14 protein-coding genes are annotated in these 16,429 nt (G+C 74.5%); 5 read left to right on the top strand and 9 right to left on the bottom strand.

What is annotated here, in order from left to right; translation table 11 throughout:
• Nucleotides 1-23: 23 nt before the first annotated feature.
• The 3 genes from SGUI_RS09105 to SGUI_RS09115 are packed head-to-tail and all read right to left on the bottom strand — an operon-like array spanning nucleotide 24 to nucleotide 3,300.
• The gene (locus tag SGUI_RS09105; protein ID WP_066639075.1) at nucleotides 24-1,193 is read right to left on the bottom strand and encodes an ABC transporter permease; all 1,170 of its coding nucleotides are present in this window, start codon (nucleotides 1,191-1,193) and stop codon (nucleotides 24-26) included.
• Nucleotides 1,190-2,356: an ABC transporter permease gene (locus SGUI_RS09110; RefSeq protein ID WP_083190591.1), complete on the bottom strand. Its 1,167-nt coding sequence runs from the start codon at nucleotides 2,354-2,356 to the stop codon at nucleotides 1,190-1,192. The genes SGUI_RS09105 and SGUI_RS09110 overlap by 4 nt, the downstream gene beginning before the upstream one ends.
• A 2-nt stretch (nucleotides 2,357-2,358) precedes the next feature.
• Complete coding sequence (locus tag SGUI_RS09115) at nucleotides 2,359-3,300, bottom strand: ABC transporter ATP-binding protein (RefSeq protein ID WP_066643103.1); 942 nt, start codon at nucleotides 3,298-3,300, stop codon at nucleotides 2,359-2,361.
• Nucleotides 3,301-3,386: 86 nt separating this feature from the next.
• Here SGUI_RS09115 and SGUI_RS09120 point away from each other — a divergent pair, with 86 nt between their 5' ends.
• Genes SGUI_RS09120 through SGUI_RS09130 form a run of 3 tightly spaced genes read left to right on the top strand, consistent with a single transcriptional unit; the run spans nucleotide 3,387 to nucleotide 7,035 of the window.
• Nucleotides 3,387-4,220 (top strand): methyltransferase domain-containing protein, encoded by an 834-nt coding sequence (locus tag SGUI_RS09120; RefSeq protein ID WP_237141313.1) that lies wholly within the window; start codon nucleotides 3,387-3,389, stop codon nucleotides 4,218-4,220.
• On the top strand, nucleotides 4,217-5,791 hold the full coding sequence (locus SGUI_RS09125; protein ID WP_066639078.1) for an FAD-dependent oxidoreductase: 1,575 nt from the start codon (nucleotides 4,217-4,219) through the stop codon (nucleotides 5,789-5,791). Before SGUI_RS09120 ends, SGUI_RS09125 begins: the two co-directional genes overlap by 4 nt.
• Nucleotides 5,788-7,035 carry a cytochrome P450 gene (locus SGUI_RS09130; RefSeq protein ID WP_083190593.1) on the top strand — a complete coding sequence of 416 codons (1,248 nt, stop codon included), beginning with the start codon at nucleotides 5,788-5,790 and terminating at the stop codon, nucleotides 7,033-7,035. The genes SGUI_RS09125 and SGUI_RS09130 overlap by 4 nt, the downstream gene beginning before the upstream one ends.
• Here SGUI_RS09130 and SGUI_RS09135 read toward each other — a convergent pair.
• Together SGUI_RS09135 and SGUI_RS09140 are read right to left on the bottom strand one after the other, a co-directional pair.
• Nucleotides 6,972-7,403, bottom strand: a complete 432-nt coding sequence (locus tag SGUI_RS09135; RefSeq protein ID WP_157621792.1) for a hypothetical protein — start codon at nucleotides 7,401-7,403, stop codon at nucleotides 6,972-6,974. The genes SGUI_RS09130 and SGUI_RS09135 overlap by 64 nt on opposite strands.
• A complete protein-coding gene (locus SGUI_RS09140; RefSeq protein ID WP_066639087.1) occupies nucleotides 7,400-8,323 on the bottom strand; it encodes a phytoene/squalene synthase family protein in 924 nt (307 codons plus the stop codon). The genes SGUI_RS09135 and SGUI_RS09140 overlap by 4 nt, the downstream gene beginning before the upstream one ends.
• A gap of 45 nt (nucleotides 8,324-8,368) precedes the next feature.
• Between SGUI_RS09140 and SGUI_RS09145 the strand changes: the two genes are divergently transcribed.
• The gene (locus SGUI_RS09145; RefSeq protein WP_066639088.1) at nucleotides 8,369-9,508 is read left to right on the top strand and encodes a lycopene cyclase family protein; all 1,140 of its coding nucleotides are present in this window, start codon (nucleotides 8,369-8,371) and stop codon (nucleotides 9,506-9,508) included.
• Nucleotides 9,509-9,536: 28 nt separating this feature from the next.
• Here SGUI_RS09145 and crtI read toward each other — a convergent pair whose 3' ends face one another.
• Both crtI and idi read right to left on the bottom strand, forming a co-directional pair.
• Nucleotides 9,537-11,015: a phytoene desaturase family protein gene (gene crtI, locus SGUI_RS09150; RefSeq protein ID WP_066639089.1), complete on the bottom strand. Its 1,479-nt coding sequence runs from the start codon at nucleotides 11,013-11,015 to the stop codon at nucleotides 9,537-9,539.
• Nucleotides 11,012-12,664 (bottom strand): isopentenyl-diphosphate Delta-isomerase, encoded by a 1,653-nt coding sequence (idi, locus tag SGUI_RS09155; RefSeq protein WP_066639090.1) that lies wholly within the window; start codon nucleotides 12,662-12,664, stop codon nucleotides 11,012-11,014. Before idi ends, crtI begins: the two co-directional genes overlap by 4 nt.
• A gap of 157 nt (nucleotides 12,665-12,821) precedes the next feature.
• On the opposite strand from idi, the gene SGUI_RS09160 reads away from it, so the two are divergent.
• The gene (locus tag SGUI_RS09160) at nucleotides 12,822-13,817 is read left to right on the top strand and encodes an intradiol ring-cleavage dioxygenase (RefSeq protein ID WP_066643131.1); all 996 of its coding nucleotides are present in this window, start codon (nucleotides 12,822-12,824) and stop codon (nucleotides 13,815-13,817) included.
• A 3-nt stretch (nucleotides 13,818-13,820) separates the two neighbouring features.
• On the opposite strand, the gene SGUI_RS09165 is transcribed toward SGUI_RS09160, so the two are convergent.
• Nucleotides 13,821-15,182 carry an extracellular catalytic domain type 1 short-chain-length polyhydroxyalkanoate depolymerase gene (locus SGUI_RS09165; protein WP_237141314.1) on the bottom strand — a complete coding sequence of 454 codons (1,362 nt, stop codon included), beginning with the start codon at nucleotides 15,180-15,182 and terminating at the stop codon, nucleotides 13,821-13,823.
• A 119-nt stretch (nucleotides 15,183-15,301) separates the two neighbouring features.
• Nucleotides 15,302-16,417, bottom strand: coding sequence for a bifunctional 2-methylcitrate synthase/citrate synthase (locus SGUI_RS09170; protein ID WP_066639093.1), 1,116 nt, complete (start codon nucleotides 16,415-16,417; stop codon nucleotides 15,302-15,304).
• Between the last annotated feature and the right edge of the window lie 12 nt (nucleotides 16,418-16,429).

Here is a 16,429-nt window from a genome sequence, read left to right on the forward strand (position 1 = left end):
CCGCACCGCGCAGCGGTATGCGCTCACATGGCCCGGGCGAGGCTGCGCCGCAGGAGCAGCCCGGCCACGCCGAGCATGGCGATCGCCATCGCGAGCAGCACCCCGAGCTCGGGGAGCACGTCGAGCACCCCTGCCCCGCGCCGCTGGATGTCGGCGAGCGCGTCGTAGGCCCAGGCGTGCGGCGTGAGGTGGGCGACGGCGCGCAGGCGGTCCGGGTAGAGCTCCAGGGGCACCATGCACCCCCCGATGGCGCCGATGACCAGGCCGGCCCCGACCGACAGACCGCTCGCCGCCCCCTCGGCGTCGACGAGCACGCCGATGATGATCGCCGCTCCCGCCGCGACCACGGCGAAGACCAGCAGGACGAGCAGCGTCGACCACAGGTTCCCCCAGTCGACCCCGAAGAGCAGCGAGCTGGCCACGATGATGTAGCCACCCTGCGCCAGAGCGATCGCCACCCGTCCGGCGGCCAGGCCGGTGACCACCTCGAGCCGGGTGACGGGGGCGCTCAGCGTCCGGCGGATGACACCGTCGCGGCGGGCCTTGATGAGGGTGGCCGAGGCGCTGAGCGAGCTGAGGAAGACGAAGAGCAGCAGCTGGGCGGTCGCGCCGGTCCCGAAGCGCCCGGCGCCCGCGAAGGCCTGCGCCACCGGGTCGTCCGGCTCCTGCACCAGCAGCCGTGGACCGGGCAGGTCACGGGTCGCGGCCTGCAGGGCGTCCTGCGCCTCCGCGCGGTCCGCGAACCGGGAGACGAGCGCGACCTGCGCTGCCTCGACGGCCACGGTCTCCGCCTGCGCCCGCACCACCTCGGCGACGGCCGGGCTGCTCGAGGAGGTTCCCTGGACGATCTCCAGCCCGAGCGGGTCGCCGGCGTCGTAGGCGCTCGCCGCGGCGGCGGGGACGAGCACGCCGACCTCGACGTCACCGGCCGCCACCTGCGTGCGCACCTCGTCCGCGTCGTCGAGCAGCGTCACCTCCAGGTCGGCGTCCTGCCAGCCGTCGACGAGCGCGGTCCGCAGCGGGCTCTCGTCGGCGTGCACCGCGACCGCGCCGCTGCGGCTCTCGCCGCCGCCGAACTGCCACCCGATGACGGCCACCATGGCCAGCGGGAAGATGAAGACGAAGAAGAGGTTGGAGCGGTCGGCGAAGAAGCGGCGCAGCTCCACCGCGGGGATCGTGAGCACCCGGGTCATACCAGCTCCCTCCGACCGGGCAGGAAGCGTGCGAGCAGGAGCATGACCAGGGTGAAGGCCAGCAGCGTGAGCAGGGTCGGGCCGAGTGCGGCCACCCCGCCGCCACCCGCGGTGATGCCGAGGCCGCGCCCCAGCGCCGCGACCGGGTTGAGCTGGAGCACCTGCCCCAGGGTGCCGGTGGAGGGCACCCGGAAGAAGGCCCCGCCGCTCATCCCGAGGGTGATCGCGACGATCGTCTGCGCGATGCCGGCCTGCTCCGCGGTGCGGGCCAGCCCGACGATGACGAAGCTGATCGAGGTGGCCGCGGCGACCACGGCGAGGACGAGCACCGCCACGGGGCCGGGGCGGCCGAGGTCGACGTCGTCGAGCAGCACGGAGCCAGCGGTCAGCAGGGCCAGCGTGGCCACCACGCCGAGGACCCAGCTCGACACCCCCTTCGACAGGGGCACCCACCAGGCGGGGATCGGCGTCGACAGCACGCGCGCGAGGGTGCCCCACTCCCGTTCCACGACGATCCCGAGCACCCCGAACCCCACGGTGAAGAGGAGGAAGAAGCCGGCCTGCCCGGCGACGATCGACCCGCCCGGGCTGAGCTGCTCGTCCGCCGTGCGGCCGGGGGTCCAGGCCACCGCGGGGCCGCTCGTCTCCTGCAGCTCCTGCTGCAGCTGCTGCGGGTCACCACCCAGGGCGTCCACCGCCCGCGCCGACCGCGTGCTGGCGGTCAGCTGGTCCAGCACCCCGCCGACGACGCTGGTGACGACGTCGGCCTCCAGCCCCGAGCCGGAGGGGCGGTGCACCACGACCTCGGGCCGTCGCCCCTCCTGGAGGTCCTGCGCGAAACCGTCCGGCAGCACCACGGCCGCGCCGACCTCGCCGTCCGCCACCAGCCGGGGCGCCGCCGCAGGGTCCACGTCCCGCACGGTCACGTCGAGCTGGGCGGGGTCGATCTCCGCGAGGGTGGACGGCACGACCGCCGCGAGGTCGTCCCCGTCCGGGGCGCTCACGGCGACCGTGATCGGCTCCAGCTCCTCGGCCAGCGGGGTGAAGATGAGGGAGAAGACCCACATGAGGGCCAGCGGGACCGCGAGGCCGAAGATGAAGAAGGACTTGTCGAGGACCTGCTGGCGCAGGTCCCCCGCGACCATGACGAGGAGCCGGCCCATCGTCAGTCCCTCAGGGCCTTGCCGGTGAGGTGCAGGAAGACCGACTCGAGGTCGGGCCGGGTGATCTCGATGTCGGACAGCACCATGCCCGCCTCGGCGCTCGCCGCGACGATCTCGCTGATGGCGCCCGGCTCGCGACGGACCACGAGCCGCAGCGCCGTCGGGCTCTCGTGCACCTGCTCGACGACGGGCAGCGCCCCCAGGGCACGGGCCGCGGCCGCGAGCTCGCCGCCGCCCGTCAGGGCGACGGTGTCGCTCCCCCCGACGAGGTCGACCAGCTGCTCCCGCGTGCCCTCGGCCCGGACCGCCCCGTCGTCGACGATCGCGATCCGGTCGCAGAGGCGCTCGGCCTCCTCCATGTAGTGCGTGGTGTAGAGCACGGCCATCCCCTCCGTCGACAGCTGCTCCACCGAGGTGAGGATCGCGTGCCGCGACTGCGGGTCAACCCCGACGGTCGGCTCGTCCAGCACGAGCAGCGCCGGCTCGTGCAGCAGCCCGATCGCGATGTTGAGCCGTCTCTTCATGCCGCCGGAGAAGGTCTTGCTCGCGCCCTTGGTCCGGTCGGTCAGACCGACGACCTCGAGCACCGTGGCCACCCGCTCCTTGAGGTGCGCCCCGGACAGCCCCTGCAGGCGCCCGAAGTACAGGAGGTTGTCGCGGGCGGACAGCTCGGGGTAGATGGCCAGGTCCTGGGGCACCAGCCCGATGCTCCGCTTCGCCCGGATCGGGTGCTCGGCCATGCTCACGCCCGCGACGTGGACCGAGCCGGCGTCGGGGGCGAGCAGCCCGACGATCATCGAGATGGTCGTCGTCTTGCCCGCGCCGTTCGGCCCGAGGAGCCCCAGCGTCTCGCCGGGGGCGATCTGCAGGCTGACGTCGTCGACCGCGACGTGCGTGCCGAAGCAGCGTCGCAGTCCCTCCACACGGAGCACGGGATCGGTCATGCCGGTCACGCTAGGGCGCGCCGGCTCCGGCGCCCCATGACATCTGTCCCGTCCTGGCCGGGATGGTCCTCACCTACGCTGGTGCCGTGCACCGACGCGACGAGCTCTCCCCGCCGACCGGCCCCGACACCACCTCCCCCTCCGCCCGGACCACCGAGGCCGAGCAGCTCGACGAGGCCTTCGACAAGGCGGCCCCCCGCTACGACCTGCTGACCCGGCTCAACCCCGGCTACCACCGCGCCCTGCGGCGGGCCGCCTCCCAGCTGGTCTCCCGCCTCGAGGTCCCGGCGCACACGCCCACGGACGGGGCCGGGTCACCCCTCACGCTCTGGGACCTGGGCTGCGGCTCCGGGCTCTCGACCCGCGCGCTGCTCCGGGCCACCGGCCCGCAGGTCCGTCTCGTCGGCCTCGACGCCTCGGCCGGGATGCTCGACCAGGCCCGGGCCAAGGACTGGCCCGGCGGGGTCGACTTCGTGCACGCGACCGCGCAGGACCTGCCCGAGGTCGCCGCGACGCAGCTCGGGCGCCCCGCGGACGGGGCCTTCGCGGCATACCTGCTGCGCAACGTGCCGCAGGAGCAGCGGGACGGCGTCCTGCGCGCGATCCACGACCAGGTGCGCCCCGGCGGCTGGATCACGCTGCAGGACTACCACGTGGCGGGTGACGCCCGCGCGGAGCGGACCTGGACCGCGGTATGCCGCGGCGTCGTCACCCCGCTGGCCACGGTCACCCGCGGTCACCCGGCCATCTACCGCTACCTGTGGCGCAGCGTCCTCGACAACGACAGCACGGACGTCCTGGAGGACCGGGTCCGGCGGGCCGGCTTCGTCGACGTCTCCTGGAGCAGCGCCGGCGGCTGGCAGCGCGGGATCCTGCACACCCTGCTGGCCCGGCGCCCGTCGCGGGAGGTCACGGCGTGAGCAGGGCGCGCCGCACCCTCGTGCCGGGGCGGGACCGCCGCGCCGTGCTGCACCCCGCCGCACCGGGGGCCGCGCGGCTGGACGGGGAGCGACACGTGGTCGTCGTGGGAGGCGGGATCGCCGGGATCGCCGCCGCGGTCGTCCTCGCCGAACGCGGCACCCGGGTCACGCTGGTCGAGGCGCAGGACAGCCTCGGCGGCCGGGTCCGGTCCTGGCCGCTCGGCGACGGCAGGACCATGTCCCGCGGCTTCCACGCCTTCTTCCGGCAGTACTACACGCTGCGCGCGCTGCTGCGCCGGGTGGACCCTCGGGGCGAGCGGCTGGTGCCGGTCCCCGACTACCCGCTGCGCCGCGGGGACGGGCTCACCGACAGCTTCGCGGCGTTGCCGACCTCGCCGCCGGCCAACCTGGCGGCCTTCGTGCTGCGCAGCCCGACCTTCCCGGTGACCGGGCTGGCCTCGGTGCACCTGCCGAGCGCCCTGGAGCTCATCAGCACCTCCTACCCCGAGAGCCACGAGCGCTACGACGGTGAGTCCGCGGCCGACTTCCTGGACCGGCTGCGCTTCCCCGAGGGCGCCCGACACCTCGCGCTGGAGGTCTTCGCGCGGTCCTTCTTCGCGCACCCCTCGGACTTCGGCGCCGGCGAGCTCGTCGGGATGTTCCACACCTACTTCACCGGCTCCTCCGAGGGCCTGCTCTTCGACGTCCCCGACGACGACTACGACACCGCGCTCTGGGCCCCCCTGGGCCGCTACCTCGAGCAGCACGGCGCGCAGGTGCGGACCGGGACCCGGGTCGACGCGCTGGAACCGCGACCGGAGGGCGGCTGGAGCATCGAGGTGGCGGGCGAGCGGCATACCGCCGACGCCGTCGTGCTCGCGACCGACCCGCGCGCGACCCGTGCCCTGGTGGAGTCGTGGGCGGCGGACGCGACGGACGGAGCGACCCGGTCCTGGCACGAGCGGGTCGCCGCCGGCCGCAACGCGCCGCCCTTCGCGGTGCTGCGGCTGTGGTTGGACCGCCGGGTCGAGGACGCCCGCGAGGCCTTCCTCGGGACGAGCGGCTACGACCTGCTCGACAACATCACGGTGCTGGAGCGCTTCGAGCGGGGCGCGGCGACCTGGGCGCGCGAGCACGCGGGCTCGGTCGTCGAGCTGCACGGGTATGCCGTCGACCCGGCCCGCGACGACACCCTCGCCGGTGCGGGTCGCGGCGGGCTGGACGAGCAGCTCGTCCGGGACCGCCTGGTCGCCTCCCTGCACGAGGTCTACCCCGAGACCGCGGACGCGGCGGTGCTGCACGAGGAGCTGCTCGTCGAGGACGACTGCGGGCTGGTCGGCACCGGCCCCTGGCGGGACCGCCTCACCGTCGACACCCCCTACCCCGGGCTGGTCCTGGCCGGCGACGGGCTGCGCACCGAGTGGCCCATCGCGCTCATGGAGCGTGCGGCGGTGACCGGGGTGCTGGCCGCGGGCGAGCTGCTCTCCGGGTGGGGTGTCCGGGGCGAGGACGTCTGGACCGTGCCGCTGCAGGGGGTGCTGCGGCGCCGACCGGGGCGGACGGTGGCGTGAGCGAGGGCCCCGGCGACCGGCGCGCGCACCGCCCCGACGAGGCGACCTGCCCGCGGGTCGAGCGGGTCGACTCCGGCGGCCGGACCGGGGTGAGCACCCTGTGGCGGCTGCGCGCCCTCGAGCCGGCCCGCGAGCTGCTGCGCGCCCGGCACCGCACGACCCAGGCCGGGTTCACCGCCGAGGCGATCCCGCAGGGCCGGCTCGAGCACCACCCGATCCTCGTCTCCGACGGCCCCCGGCACGACGACCAGCGCCGCAAGGTCGCGCGCTTCCTGGCGCCCGCGGTGGTCGCCGACCGCTACGGCGCGACGATGGAGGACTGCGCCGACCGGCTGGTCGAGGACTTCCTGGACCGCGGCGAGGTCCGGCTGGACGACGCCGCGCTGCACTACACCGTGGAGGTGACGGCCCAGCTCGTCGGGCTGACCGAGTCGCCCGTCCCGGCGATGGCGCGGCGCCTGGTGAGCTTCTTCGACCAACCGCCCTTCGACATCACCCGGACCGACCTGGGGCGCTCGCGCCGCGACTGGGCCCGGGCCGCCCGCAACGGGCTGTGGCCGGTGCTGCGCTTCTGGTGGTCCGACGTGCGCCCCGCGATCCGGGCACGGCGACGTGCGCCGCGCACGGACATCGTCAGCCACCTGCTGGCCGAGGGCTACAGCCGGACGAGCATCCTCGTCGAGTGCGTCACCTACGGGACCGCCGGGATGGTGACCACCCGCGAGTTCATCGTCATGGCCGCGTGGCACCTGCTGGGGGATCCGGACCTGCTGGAGACCTACCTCGCCGCCGAGCAGCCCGAGCGGCTCGCGCTGCTCGAGGAGGTCATCCGGCTCGAGCCGGTGGTGGGCCACCTCTACCGGCGGGTGCAGGAGCCGGTCGAGATCCACGACGGCCAGGAGTCCTGGACGATCCCGGCGGGGGACCTCGTCGACGTCTGCGTCCGGGCCACCAACACCGACCCCGACGCCGTCGGCCCCGACCCCCTCGACCTGTGCCCCGGGCGGGAGATGCCCCGCGGCACGGGCGGCGCGGGGCTGGCCTTCGGCGACGGCGAGCACAAGTGCCCCGGCCAACCGCTCGCGCTGCTGGAGACGGACGCGCTGCTCGTGCGCCTGCTCGCGCACCGGCCGCGGGTCGTCCGGGAGCCCGAGCTGGGCTGGGACCACCTCATCGAGGGCTACTGGCTGCGCGGGCTCGTGCTGTCCGCCCCGCCCTCGGACGACGGCAGGACGTGCCGGTAGGTCCACGACGTCAGCGCGGTCGCCACCATGGCGATGAGCACCCCGAGGAAGACGTGCGCCGAGACCGCTCCCCCGCGCCCCAGGGTGACCTGCACGACCACGGCGACCGCCAGCACGAGGGCCAGCGCCACGTTGACCGGGCCGGCGGACCGGCGCAGCACGAGGTAGCCGACCGCCGTCCCGACCACGACGGCCGTGGTCACCCACGCTCCGACCCGGTGGTAGCCGAGGTACTGCCCCTGGCCGCCCAGGAAGGCCGCCGCCCACCCGGCCTGGGCGACGACGGCGCTCAGCGCCAGCGTCGCGAGCGAGCGCAGCACGACGAGGTGCGGGTGCGGCATACCGGAGGGAAGACGCATCGCGCTCACGCCCACACCGGGCCGGGGAGCCGCCGCAGCGGCCCGCGCGCCAGCACATCCGCCACGATCGCCACCTTGGTATGCCGGCGCACCCGGCGGCGGGCGGTGAAGACGTCGTAGTCGGCCGCCTCGATCCGGTTCAGGATGAGCGAGTACATGCGCAGCGCCGTGGCCACGCACCGGGCGCCGGGCGGTGGCAGCATGGCCACCCCGCGCGAGGCGTCGGCGTAGAGCGCCCGGTTGCGCGCGACCTGCTCGGCCATCATCGCCCGCCACTGCGGGGTCACCCGCCGCTCGTGCGGGTCGGCGCCGTGCCGGTCCAGGTCCTCCTGGGGGAGGTAGACCCGGCCCCGGTCGAGGTCCTCGCCCACGTCGCGCAGGAAGTTGGTGAGCTGGAAGGCCAGCCCGAGGGAGCGCGCAGGGTCCTTCGCCGCCGGTGTGCTCGGCTCGAGGACCGGCAGCATCATCTCGCCGATGACCGCGGCCGAGCCCTCCATGTATCCGCCGCGCAGCTCCTCCCACGTCGCCCACGTCTCCCGGGTCAGGTCGAGCTCCATGGCGCGGAAGAAGCGGTCGAAGCACTCGGGGTCGGTGCCCCGGCGGCGCAGGCTGTCGACCACGGCGGCCATGACCGGGTCCGACGAGCCGCCCTGCTCCAGCGCCCGGGTGAACAGCTCCTCGAACCCGCGCAGCCGCACCCCCGGGTCCGGGTCGGCGGGCACCGGGACCTGCACCGTCTCCGGCTCGTCGACGATGTCGTCGGCCAGGCGGCACAGGGCATACACGGCGTAGACGTCGACCCGCTGCTCCGGCGGCAGCAGACGGGCGCCCCAGTAGTAGGTCGTGCCGTGGCGCCGGGTCAGCGCCTCGCACTCCGCGTAGCCCTGCGCGAGCAGCGGGTCAGCAGCCGTCGTGCCCCGTCGCGCCATGGCGGAAGCCTAGCCTGCGGCTAGGGTCGGGGCGGAGGTGAAGCGGTGCACGACGTGGCGATCGTCGGCCTGGGGCCGGCCGGGCGCGCGCTGGCGTCGCGCTGCGTGGCGACGGGGCTCGACGTGCTCGCCCTGGACCCCCGACCCGAGGCGGTCTGGCGGCCGACCTACGGCGTCTGGGAGGACGAGCTGACCGACCTCCCGCCGGAGGTCGTGCGCCACCGCGTCGCGCAGCCCGAGCTGTGGTCCCGGCACCGGCACCGGCTGCACCGGGCCTACGTCGTCCTGGACAACGCCGCGCTGCAGCGCGCCCTGCCCCTGGACGGGGTGGAGGTCGAGCGCGCGCGGCTCGACGACGGTGAGGTCGCCGCGCTGGGTGCCCGGGCGCGGGTCGTGGTCGACGCCCGCGGGGCCCGTCCCTCCGGCGCCGCCCCGGACGACCCGGCCGCCGCGCAGACCGCCTACGGCATCGTCGTCGACGCCGCGGTGGCCGCGCCCGCGCTCGGCGGGGCCGAGGGACTCCTCATGGACTGGCGCACCGACTGGTCGGCCGACCCAGACCCGACCGGGGCCCCGACCTTCCTCTACGCCATCCCGCTCGGCGAGGGCCGGGTCCTGCTCGAGGAGACCTGCCTGGCCGCCGCCCCCGGTATGCCCGTGGACCAGCTCCGCGACCGGCTGCACCGCCGGCTGCGCGCCCGGGGCGTCGCCGGGTCCGACCTCGACGACGTCGAGGGGCGCGAGGTGGTGCGGATCCCGATGCGCGGCCGGGACGCCCCTGCACCGGAGGGCGCCCTGGCCCTCGGCGTGGCAGGGCGGGGTGGGCACCTGGTCACCGGCTACTCGGTGGCGCACTCCCTGTCCCGGGGCCGCTCGCTGGCCGAGCAGCTCGCACGGGGTGACGTGCCCCTCAAGGTGGACTCGGTCGGTGGGTCCGACCTGGTGCGCGAGCTCGGGCTGCGGGCCCTGCTGCGGCTGGACACGGGTGGGACGCTGGAGCTCTTCGAGGCCTTCGGGCAGCTGGAGCCGCAGCAGCAGCGCGCCTTCATGTCGCGCGACAGCGACGCCCTCGCGCTCGTGGGCGCGATGTGGCAGATGTTCGCCCGGATGCCGGCCCGGGGGCGGGCCGAGCTGGTGCGGGCGACGCTGGGTGCCCCGTGGCAGGGACTGCGGCTCGGGCGCTGACCCGTCCCCGGACCCACCGCCGACGGCGTCAGCCGACGAGCTGGCGCACCCGCTCGGCGGCGAGCCGGCCGGAGGGCAGCACCATCGGCACCCCGACCCCCGGCACCGTGCCGGAGCCGGCGAAGACGAGCCCGGGCACGCGGCGGTCGACGTTGCCCGGGCGGAAGGGCCCGGTCTGGGGGAAGGTGTGGGCCAGCGCGAAGGGCGTGCCGGCGGCCATCCCCTGGGCCTGCCAGTCGTTCGGCGTGACGAGCTGCTCGGTGACGACGTCGGTGGGGTAGCCCGCAGCGTCGAGGAAGGTCAGGAGCCGCTCGCGCATCGGCCCGCGCTGCGCCTCCCAGTCCACCCGCCCCACCTCGAGGTTGGGCACCGGCTCCAGGACGTAGAGCGTGCTGTGCCCCTCGGGCGCGGCCTCCTCGTCGTCCAGCGAGTGGACGGTCACGAGCCGGGAGGGGTCGCCCATGAGGGTGCCCTTCTTCAGCAGGTCCTCGAAGGCCCCGGCCCACTCGTGCCCGAAGTGGATGTTGTGGTGCACCTTGCCCTCCGGGACCCCCTTGACGCCCAGGTGCCAGACGACGCAGGAGGGCGAGTAGCGCCCCCCGAGCAGGCCGCTCACGGCCCGCGGCGGTCGCACGTCGGGCAGCCACCAGCGGTAGGCGGTGGGCAGGTCCACCGTGGCCACGACCGCGTCGGCGGCGACGTGCTCGCCGTCGTCGGTGGCGACACCCCGCACCCGGCCGGAGAAGTCGCGCAGCAGGTCGGTCACCGAGGTGCCGTAGCGGAACTGCGCCCCGGCGTCGGCGGCCGCGCCCGCGAGCGCCTCCGGGACCGCACGCATACCCCCGCGCGGGAAGAAGACCCCCTCGATGGAGTCCATGTAGGTGATGACGGCGTAGATGGCGAGGGCGTCGTCCGGGGCGAGCCCGGCATACATCGCCTGGAAGGAGAAGAGCCGGTGCAGCCGCTCGTCGGTGAAGCGGCGCCGGATCATCGGCCCGAGCCGCCCGAAGCCGCCCATCCCCAGCAGCTGCGCCGCGGCGCGGGGCCGCGCGAGCAGGTCGGTGGGCCGGTCGAAGTTGCGGTCGATGAAGTGCGGCATCTCGGCGAGGTAGAGCCGCCGCAGCCAGCCCACGAACTCGTCGAAGGCGGCGGCGTCCACGCTGCCGCACTCGCGGTGGATCTCCTCGCGCATCGCCGCGTGCCCGTGGCGCACGTCGAGCGTGGAGCCGTCGGCGAAGAAGCCGCGGTATGCCGGGTCCAGCAGCTGCAGGTCGAGCCGCTGCGCGAGGCTGGACCCCGCGGCCCGCAGCGGCCGGTCGATGAGGTCCGGCATCGTCAGCACGGTCGGCCCGGTGTCGAAGGTGAAGCCGTCCTGGGTCAGCCTGCCGGCGCGGCCGCCCGGGACCTGCTCGCGCTCGACGACGGTGACCCGGTGCCCGTCCCCGACGAGGTGGCAGGCCGCGGCGAGGCCGGCGAGGCCGGCGCCCACGACGACGACGTGGCTCATGCGTCCCGCCAGGCGATCGCCCGCGCCTCGTCCCGGAGGCCGGCGATGCCCTCCTCGGTGAGCACCTCGGCCCGCAGCGCCGCCTCGGCGGCGTCGACCTCCTCGCGGATACGGCGCTCGAGGTCCTCCCGGACCCCGGCCGCCTCCAGCGCCTCCTGGAGCACGCCGACGTCCTCCGGGCGGGCCTGCGGCGTGCCGACCCGGGCCATCGCGACGGCGGCCGGGCCGGTCAGCCGCTCGGCGCCGAGCACCCAGATGAGGGTGGTCTTGCCCTCGCGCAGGTCGTCGCCGCTGGGCTTGCCGGTGCGCTCCGGCTCGCCCCAGACCCCGAGGATGTCGTCGCGCCAGGCGAAGGCGCGCCCGAGGTGGGCGCCGTAGCGGGCGAGCGCCTCGCGCTGCTCGCCGTCGGCGATCGCGGCCAGCGAGCCCAGCTGCAGCGGCCGCTCGATCGTGTAGGCCCCCGACTTCAGGGCGGCCACCGCCTCGGCGTGCGCGAGGTCGCGCCGCCCGGCGGCCGAGCCGGTGAGGTCGCCCCGCTGGCCGGCGATGAGCTCGAGGTTGAGCTCGTACCAGTAGTCGCGCATCGTGCTCGGCAGCGGGTTGACCAGGCGGTCGGCGAGCGAGTGCGCCAGGTCACCCAGCAGGATCGCGATGTTCTCGCCGAAGCGCTCGGCGCGTCCCTGGCCGCCGCCCTCCCGGTGCCGGCGGGCCGCGACGACGTGCGCGGCGGGCGCACCCCGACGGGTGGACGACTGGTCCATGACGTCGTCGTGGATGAGCGCGAAGGCGTGCAACATCTCCAGGGCCGCGGCGACGCGCACGAGGTCGTCGTGGCACTGCGAGCCGATCCGTCCCCCGGCGGCGACGAAGCCCCAGTGCCCCATGCGCGGTCGGAGCCGCTTGCCGCCGTTGGTCAGCACCGTCCGCAGCCAGCTGGGCAGGTCGCCCGGCTCGTCGGCGATGAGGTCGACCGGTCCGCTCGGGGCGAGGGTCGACCACATCTGGTCGGTCCACGAGCACTCGGCCCCGATGAGCGACTCGACCCGGTCCAGCGTGGCCCGGGGCTCGGCACCACCCACCGCAGGCTCGGACGAGGGCTCCGGCCGCAGCGGGAGCCGCAGCCGCTCGGACTCCAGCAGCGTGACCTGCTCGACGGCCCAGGGGCTGTAGACACCCGGGACGGAGCGGACACCGGCGACGAGGTCGTCCCAGGGCACCCAGAGGTGCTCGGCCACCTCGGCCGGGTCGGGCGACAGCTCGCCGCTCACCCGACCGGCGAAGACGGGGCACACCTCGTTCTCGACGATCCCGCTCGCGTCGGTCGCGCGGTAGGCGAAGGTGGGCAGCGCCAGCTGCAGGTCGGTGACGTCGACGCCCAGCTCCTCCTGCAGCCGCCGGCGCACCGCGGCGCCGTCCGGCTCGTCCGGTCGGGGGTGGCCGCAGCAGGCGTTGGTCCACACGCCCGGCCAGGTCCGCTTGGACAGCGCCCGCCGGGTGAGCAGCACCCGACCCTGGTCGTCGAAGAGGTAGAGCGAGAAGGCGCGGTGCCGGGGCGTCGAGGTCGTGTGCACATCTGGCCGGGGGGCCGTGCCGACCGGGTGCCCGTCGTCGTCCACGAGCACGACCAGGTCCTGGACCACGTCGGTCATCTGAGCTCCCTTGCGGTCGGTGAATCCCAGAGGACAAGCGTAGGTCGCATGTCACCCGGGCGCGCGTCGCGGGTCCACAGCAGGCTCACAGGTCGAGCATGGGTGGGTGCTACGAGACGTCCCTAGCGTGGACGCCACCCACACCGAGGAGAGCGCCGTGACACCCAGGACCCAGCCACGCACCTACGAGGGGCGCGCCCTGCCGCGCCCCGACGACGACCTCGAGGACCAGGGCCTGGCCTTCGACGTCGGCACGCTGCTCAGCCGCCGCCGCGCGCTGGGCCTGCTCGGGCTCGGTGCGGCCGGCACGCTGGCCGCCTGCGCCCCGGCCAGCAGCGGCTCGACCGCGGCCTCCTCGAGCACGACCTCGGCGGCGGCGACCACCGCGGACGACGCGGCCGCGACCAGCAGCGCCGACCTCACCGAGATCCCCGACGAGACCGCGGGCCCCTACCCCGGCGACGGCTCCAACGGCGCCGACGTGCTGGAGCAGAGCGGGGTGGTCCGCTCGGACCTGACCAGCAGCTTCGGTGACTCCGCCGGGGGCACGGCCACGGGCATACCCATGACGCTGGAGCTGACCCTGCTCGACATCGCGGCCGGCGGTGGACCGATGACCGGTGCCGCGGTCTACGTCTGGCACTGCACCGACAGCGGGCTCTACTCGATGTACTCCTCCGGCGTCGAGGACGAGAACTTCCTGCGCGGTGTCCAGGTCAGCGACGGCGACGGGCTGGTGCGCTTCACGAGCATCGTGCCCGGCTGTTACGCCGGCCGGTGGCCGCACATCCACTTCGAGGTCTACCCGGACGAGGCGAGCATCACCGACTCGACCAACGCCGTCAGCACCTCGCAGGTCGCGCTGCCGCAGGGCATGTCGGAGACGGTCTACGCCACCAGCGGTTACGAAGGGTCCAGCGCCAACCTCGGCCGGCTCACGCTCGCCACCGACAACGTCTTCGGCGACGACGGCGCGGTGCACCAGCTCGCGACCGTCTCGGGCGACACGACCGCGGGGTATGTCGTGCGCCTCACCGTGCCCATCGACACGACCACCGCGCCCCAGTCCGGCGGGGCCGGCGGCGGTGGGCAGGGCGGACCCGGCGGTCAGGGAGTCCCGGGCGGGCAGGGCGGGCCTCCCCCGGGAGGCTGAGGGCTACGGGCAGGCGGTCACCACGTCGTAGACGTCGTCGGAGGTCTCGACCAGGGTGGTCACCGTGGCGTCCCCCTGGCCGAGGTAGTCGTTGCTGCCGACCGCGTAGAAGGGGTTGTAGGGGTCGACGCCGTAGCTCACGGCACGTCCCGCGCTCTCGTGCTCGGCGTTGGTGGCGCTGCCGCACCACGGGCCCTCCGGGTCGGTGGGCTCGGGGTCCGTGGGTTCCGGGTCGGACGGCTCCGGATCGGTCGGCTCCGGGTCCGTGGGCTCCGGGTCCGTGGGCTCGGGGTCGGTCGGTCCGGTCCCGGCCTCGACCCGGCGGTTGTGCTCGAAGAAGAAGTCGGTGAGGTAGGCCGGGTAGTCGATGCTGCTCGTCGAGATGTAGGCGCCGCCCGGCCCCTCGCCCGCCGGCCAGTTGTGCCCCAGCCCGGTGTTCTGGACCACGGAGACCCGGGGCCCGTCGCCGTCGGAGTAGATCGTCGCGCTCCCGGCCGTGCTGCTTCCCGGGACCCCTTCCAGGCTCTGCGTGGACACCGTCGAGGCGCCGTAGATGCCTGCCATGATCTGGCCGTTGAGCGTGTTGTAGCCCGGTGCCACCGTGGCGTCGTTGCTCCCGTAGACCACCGAGGTGAGCTGCGTGCCGAAGGCGTCGGCCCCCGACCCGGCGAAGCCGGTGCAGGTGTTCGTCCCGGCCGCCTTGCTCGTGGCGACGCTCGAGATCTGGCCGGAGGTGGTGCCGACCGTCGGCCCGGCGTTGATGCCGATGCCCGCGAAGACGTCGGGGGCCAGGCAGCCCATGACCATGGTCTCCCCACCGCCCGAGGACAGCCCGGACAGGTAGACCTGGTCCGGGTCCAGCCCGAGCGCCTCGCGGTCGGTGAGCTCGTCGACCAGGCCGAGGAGGTTGTCGTCGTGCCGCGCCGGGTTGGTCCGCGAGTGGTTGCCGTCGTAGTAGTCCCAGCAGCCGAAGATCACCCCGCCGTTCGGGGCGTCGGGCAGCGCGACGACCATGCCGTAGTCGTCCGCGGTCTGCTGCCAGTTGGCGCCGGTGCGCAGCGTGGACGCCGTCTGCGCGCAGCCGTGCAGGCTGACCATGAGCGCCCGGCCGGAGGAGAGCGCCGGCGCGCTCTGCGGCACGTAGAGCTGCACGGACATGCCGGCGATCGTCTCCGTCGACCACCCCTCGGCGTCCGACCCGCCGCCACCGCCGCCCCCGCCCTCGCAGCCGGGCAGGGTGTCGAAGGGCGGGTCGCAGGGCAGCGCCTCCGCCGCGGGCAGGGCGCTCACGACCGGGACCGCGAGGGCGAGGGACAGGACGCCGCCGAGGGCGAGCGCGGGCATACCGGAACGTGGTCTCCGCATGAACGAACCTCCAGGTCGGGTCGACGACGGTGTCGACGCGGGTCTGCTCCGACCCGCCCGTCGACCTTAACCTGAAAGGTGATTCATGTCTCGGCGACGCCCGTGGCCGCCCCGGTGGTTCAGCGCTGCGGCAGCTCCCGCTTCTCCGCGCCGACGTACTCGCTCAGCGGGCGGATGAGGGCGTTGGCACCCTGCTGCTCCCGGATGTGCGCCGTCCACCCGGTGATCCGGGCCATGACGAACAGCGGCGTGAACATCGGGATGTCGAAGCCCATGAGGTGGTAGGTCGGACCGGCCGGGTAGTCGAGGTTGGGGTGGATGTTCTTGCGCTCGAGCATGGCGTCCTTGAGCCGGTCGTAGGTCGCCAGCAGGTCGGCGTGGTCGTCGCCCGCGAAGGTGCGCAGCGCGGCGTCCATCGTCGGCACCCGCGAGTCACCGGTCTTGTAGACCCGGTGGCCGAAGCCCATGATCTTGCGCTTCTCCGCCAGCGCGGTGTCCAGCCACGCCTCGGCGTTGTCGGCGTCGCCGACCTCGCTGAGCATGTGCATGACCGCCTCGTTGGCGCCACCGTGCAGCGGGCCCTTGAGCGCCCCGATCGCCGCGGTGACGGCGCTGTAGACGTCGGAGAGGGTCGAGGTGACCACGCGGGCGGTGAAGGTCGAGGCGTTGAAGGAGTGCTCGGCATACAACGTCATCGACGTCTCGAAGGCCGTGACCGTGGCCTCGTCGGGGGCCTCCCCGAAGGTCATGGCCAGGAAGTTCTCCGAGTAGCCCAGCGCCGGGTCCGGCGCGATCGGCTCCTGGCCGCGGCGGCGGCGCTGCTCGATCGCGACGATCGTCGGGAGCTGGGCGAAGAGCGAGACGGAGACCGCGAGCGTGTCCTCCGGGTCGTCGGACTCCGAGCGCGGGTCGTTGGCCCCGAGCCAGCTCACGGCGGTGCGCACCGAGTCCATGGGGTGGCAGTCCTCGGGCAGCCCGCGCAGGACCTCGACCAGCTCGTCCGGGACGGCGCGCAGCCCGCGCTCGGTCTCGGTGAAGGTGGCGAGCTCGTCCTGCGTCGGCAGCTCACCGTGCCACAGCAGCCAGGCGACCTCCTCGAAGGAGCACTGCGCGGCGAGGTCCTGGACCGGGTAGCCGCGGTAGATGAGGGTGCTGGTCTCGGCGTCGACCTTGGAGACGGAGGTCTCGTCGACGACGACGCCGGCGAGCCCGCGGTGGATGGTGGTGTCGGACATGGTGGATCCCTT

Source organism: Serinicoccus hydrothermalis (genome assembly GCF_001685415.1).
GTDB lineage: Bacteria > Actinomycetota > Actinomycetes > Actinomycetales > Dermatophilaceae > Ornithinicoccus > Ornithinicoccus hydrothermalis.

Bases quoted from the DNA above. Each gene is read 5' to 3' on its own strand.
- SGUI_RS09110 (WP_083190591.1), bottom strand. From the start codon at position 2,356: ATGGGCCGGCTCCTCGTCATGGTCGCGGGGGACCTGCGCCAGCAGGTC.
- SGUI_RS09165 (WP_237141314.1), bottom strand. From the start codon at position 15,182: ATGCGGAGACCACGTTCCGGTATGCCCGCGCTCGCCCTCGGCGGCGTC.
- idi (WP_066639090.1), bottom strand. From the start codon at position 12,664: ATGACCGACGTGGTCCAGGACCTGGTCGTGCTCGTGGACGACGACGGG.
- SGUI_RS09105 (WP_066639075.1), bottom strand. From the start codon at position 1,193: ATGACCCGGGTGCTCACGATCCCCGCGGTGGAGCTGCGCCGCTTCTTC.
- SGUI_RS09140 (WP_066639087.1), bottom strand. From the start codon at position 8,323: ATGGCGCGACGGGGCACGACGGCTGCTGACCCGCTGCTCGCGCAGGGC.
- crtI (WP_066639089.1), bottom strand. From the start codon at position 11,015: ATGAGCCACGTCGTCGTCGTGGGCGCCGGCCTCGCCGGCCTCGCCGCG.
- SGUI_RS09170 (WP_066639093.1), bottom strand. From the start codon at position 16,417: ATGTCCGACACCACCATCCACCGCGGGCTCGCCGGCGTCGTCGTCGAC.
- SGUI_RS09115 (WP_066643103.1), bottom strand. From the start codon at position 3,300: ATGACCGATCCCGTGCTCCGTGTGGAGGGACTGCGACGCTGCTTCGGC.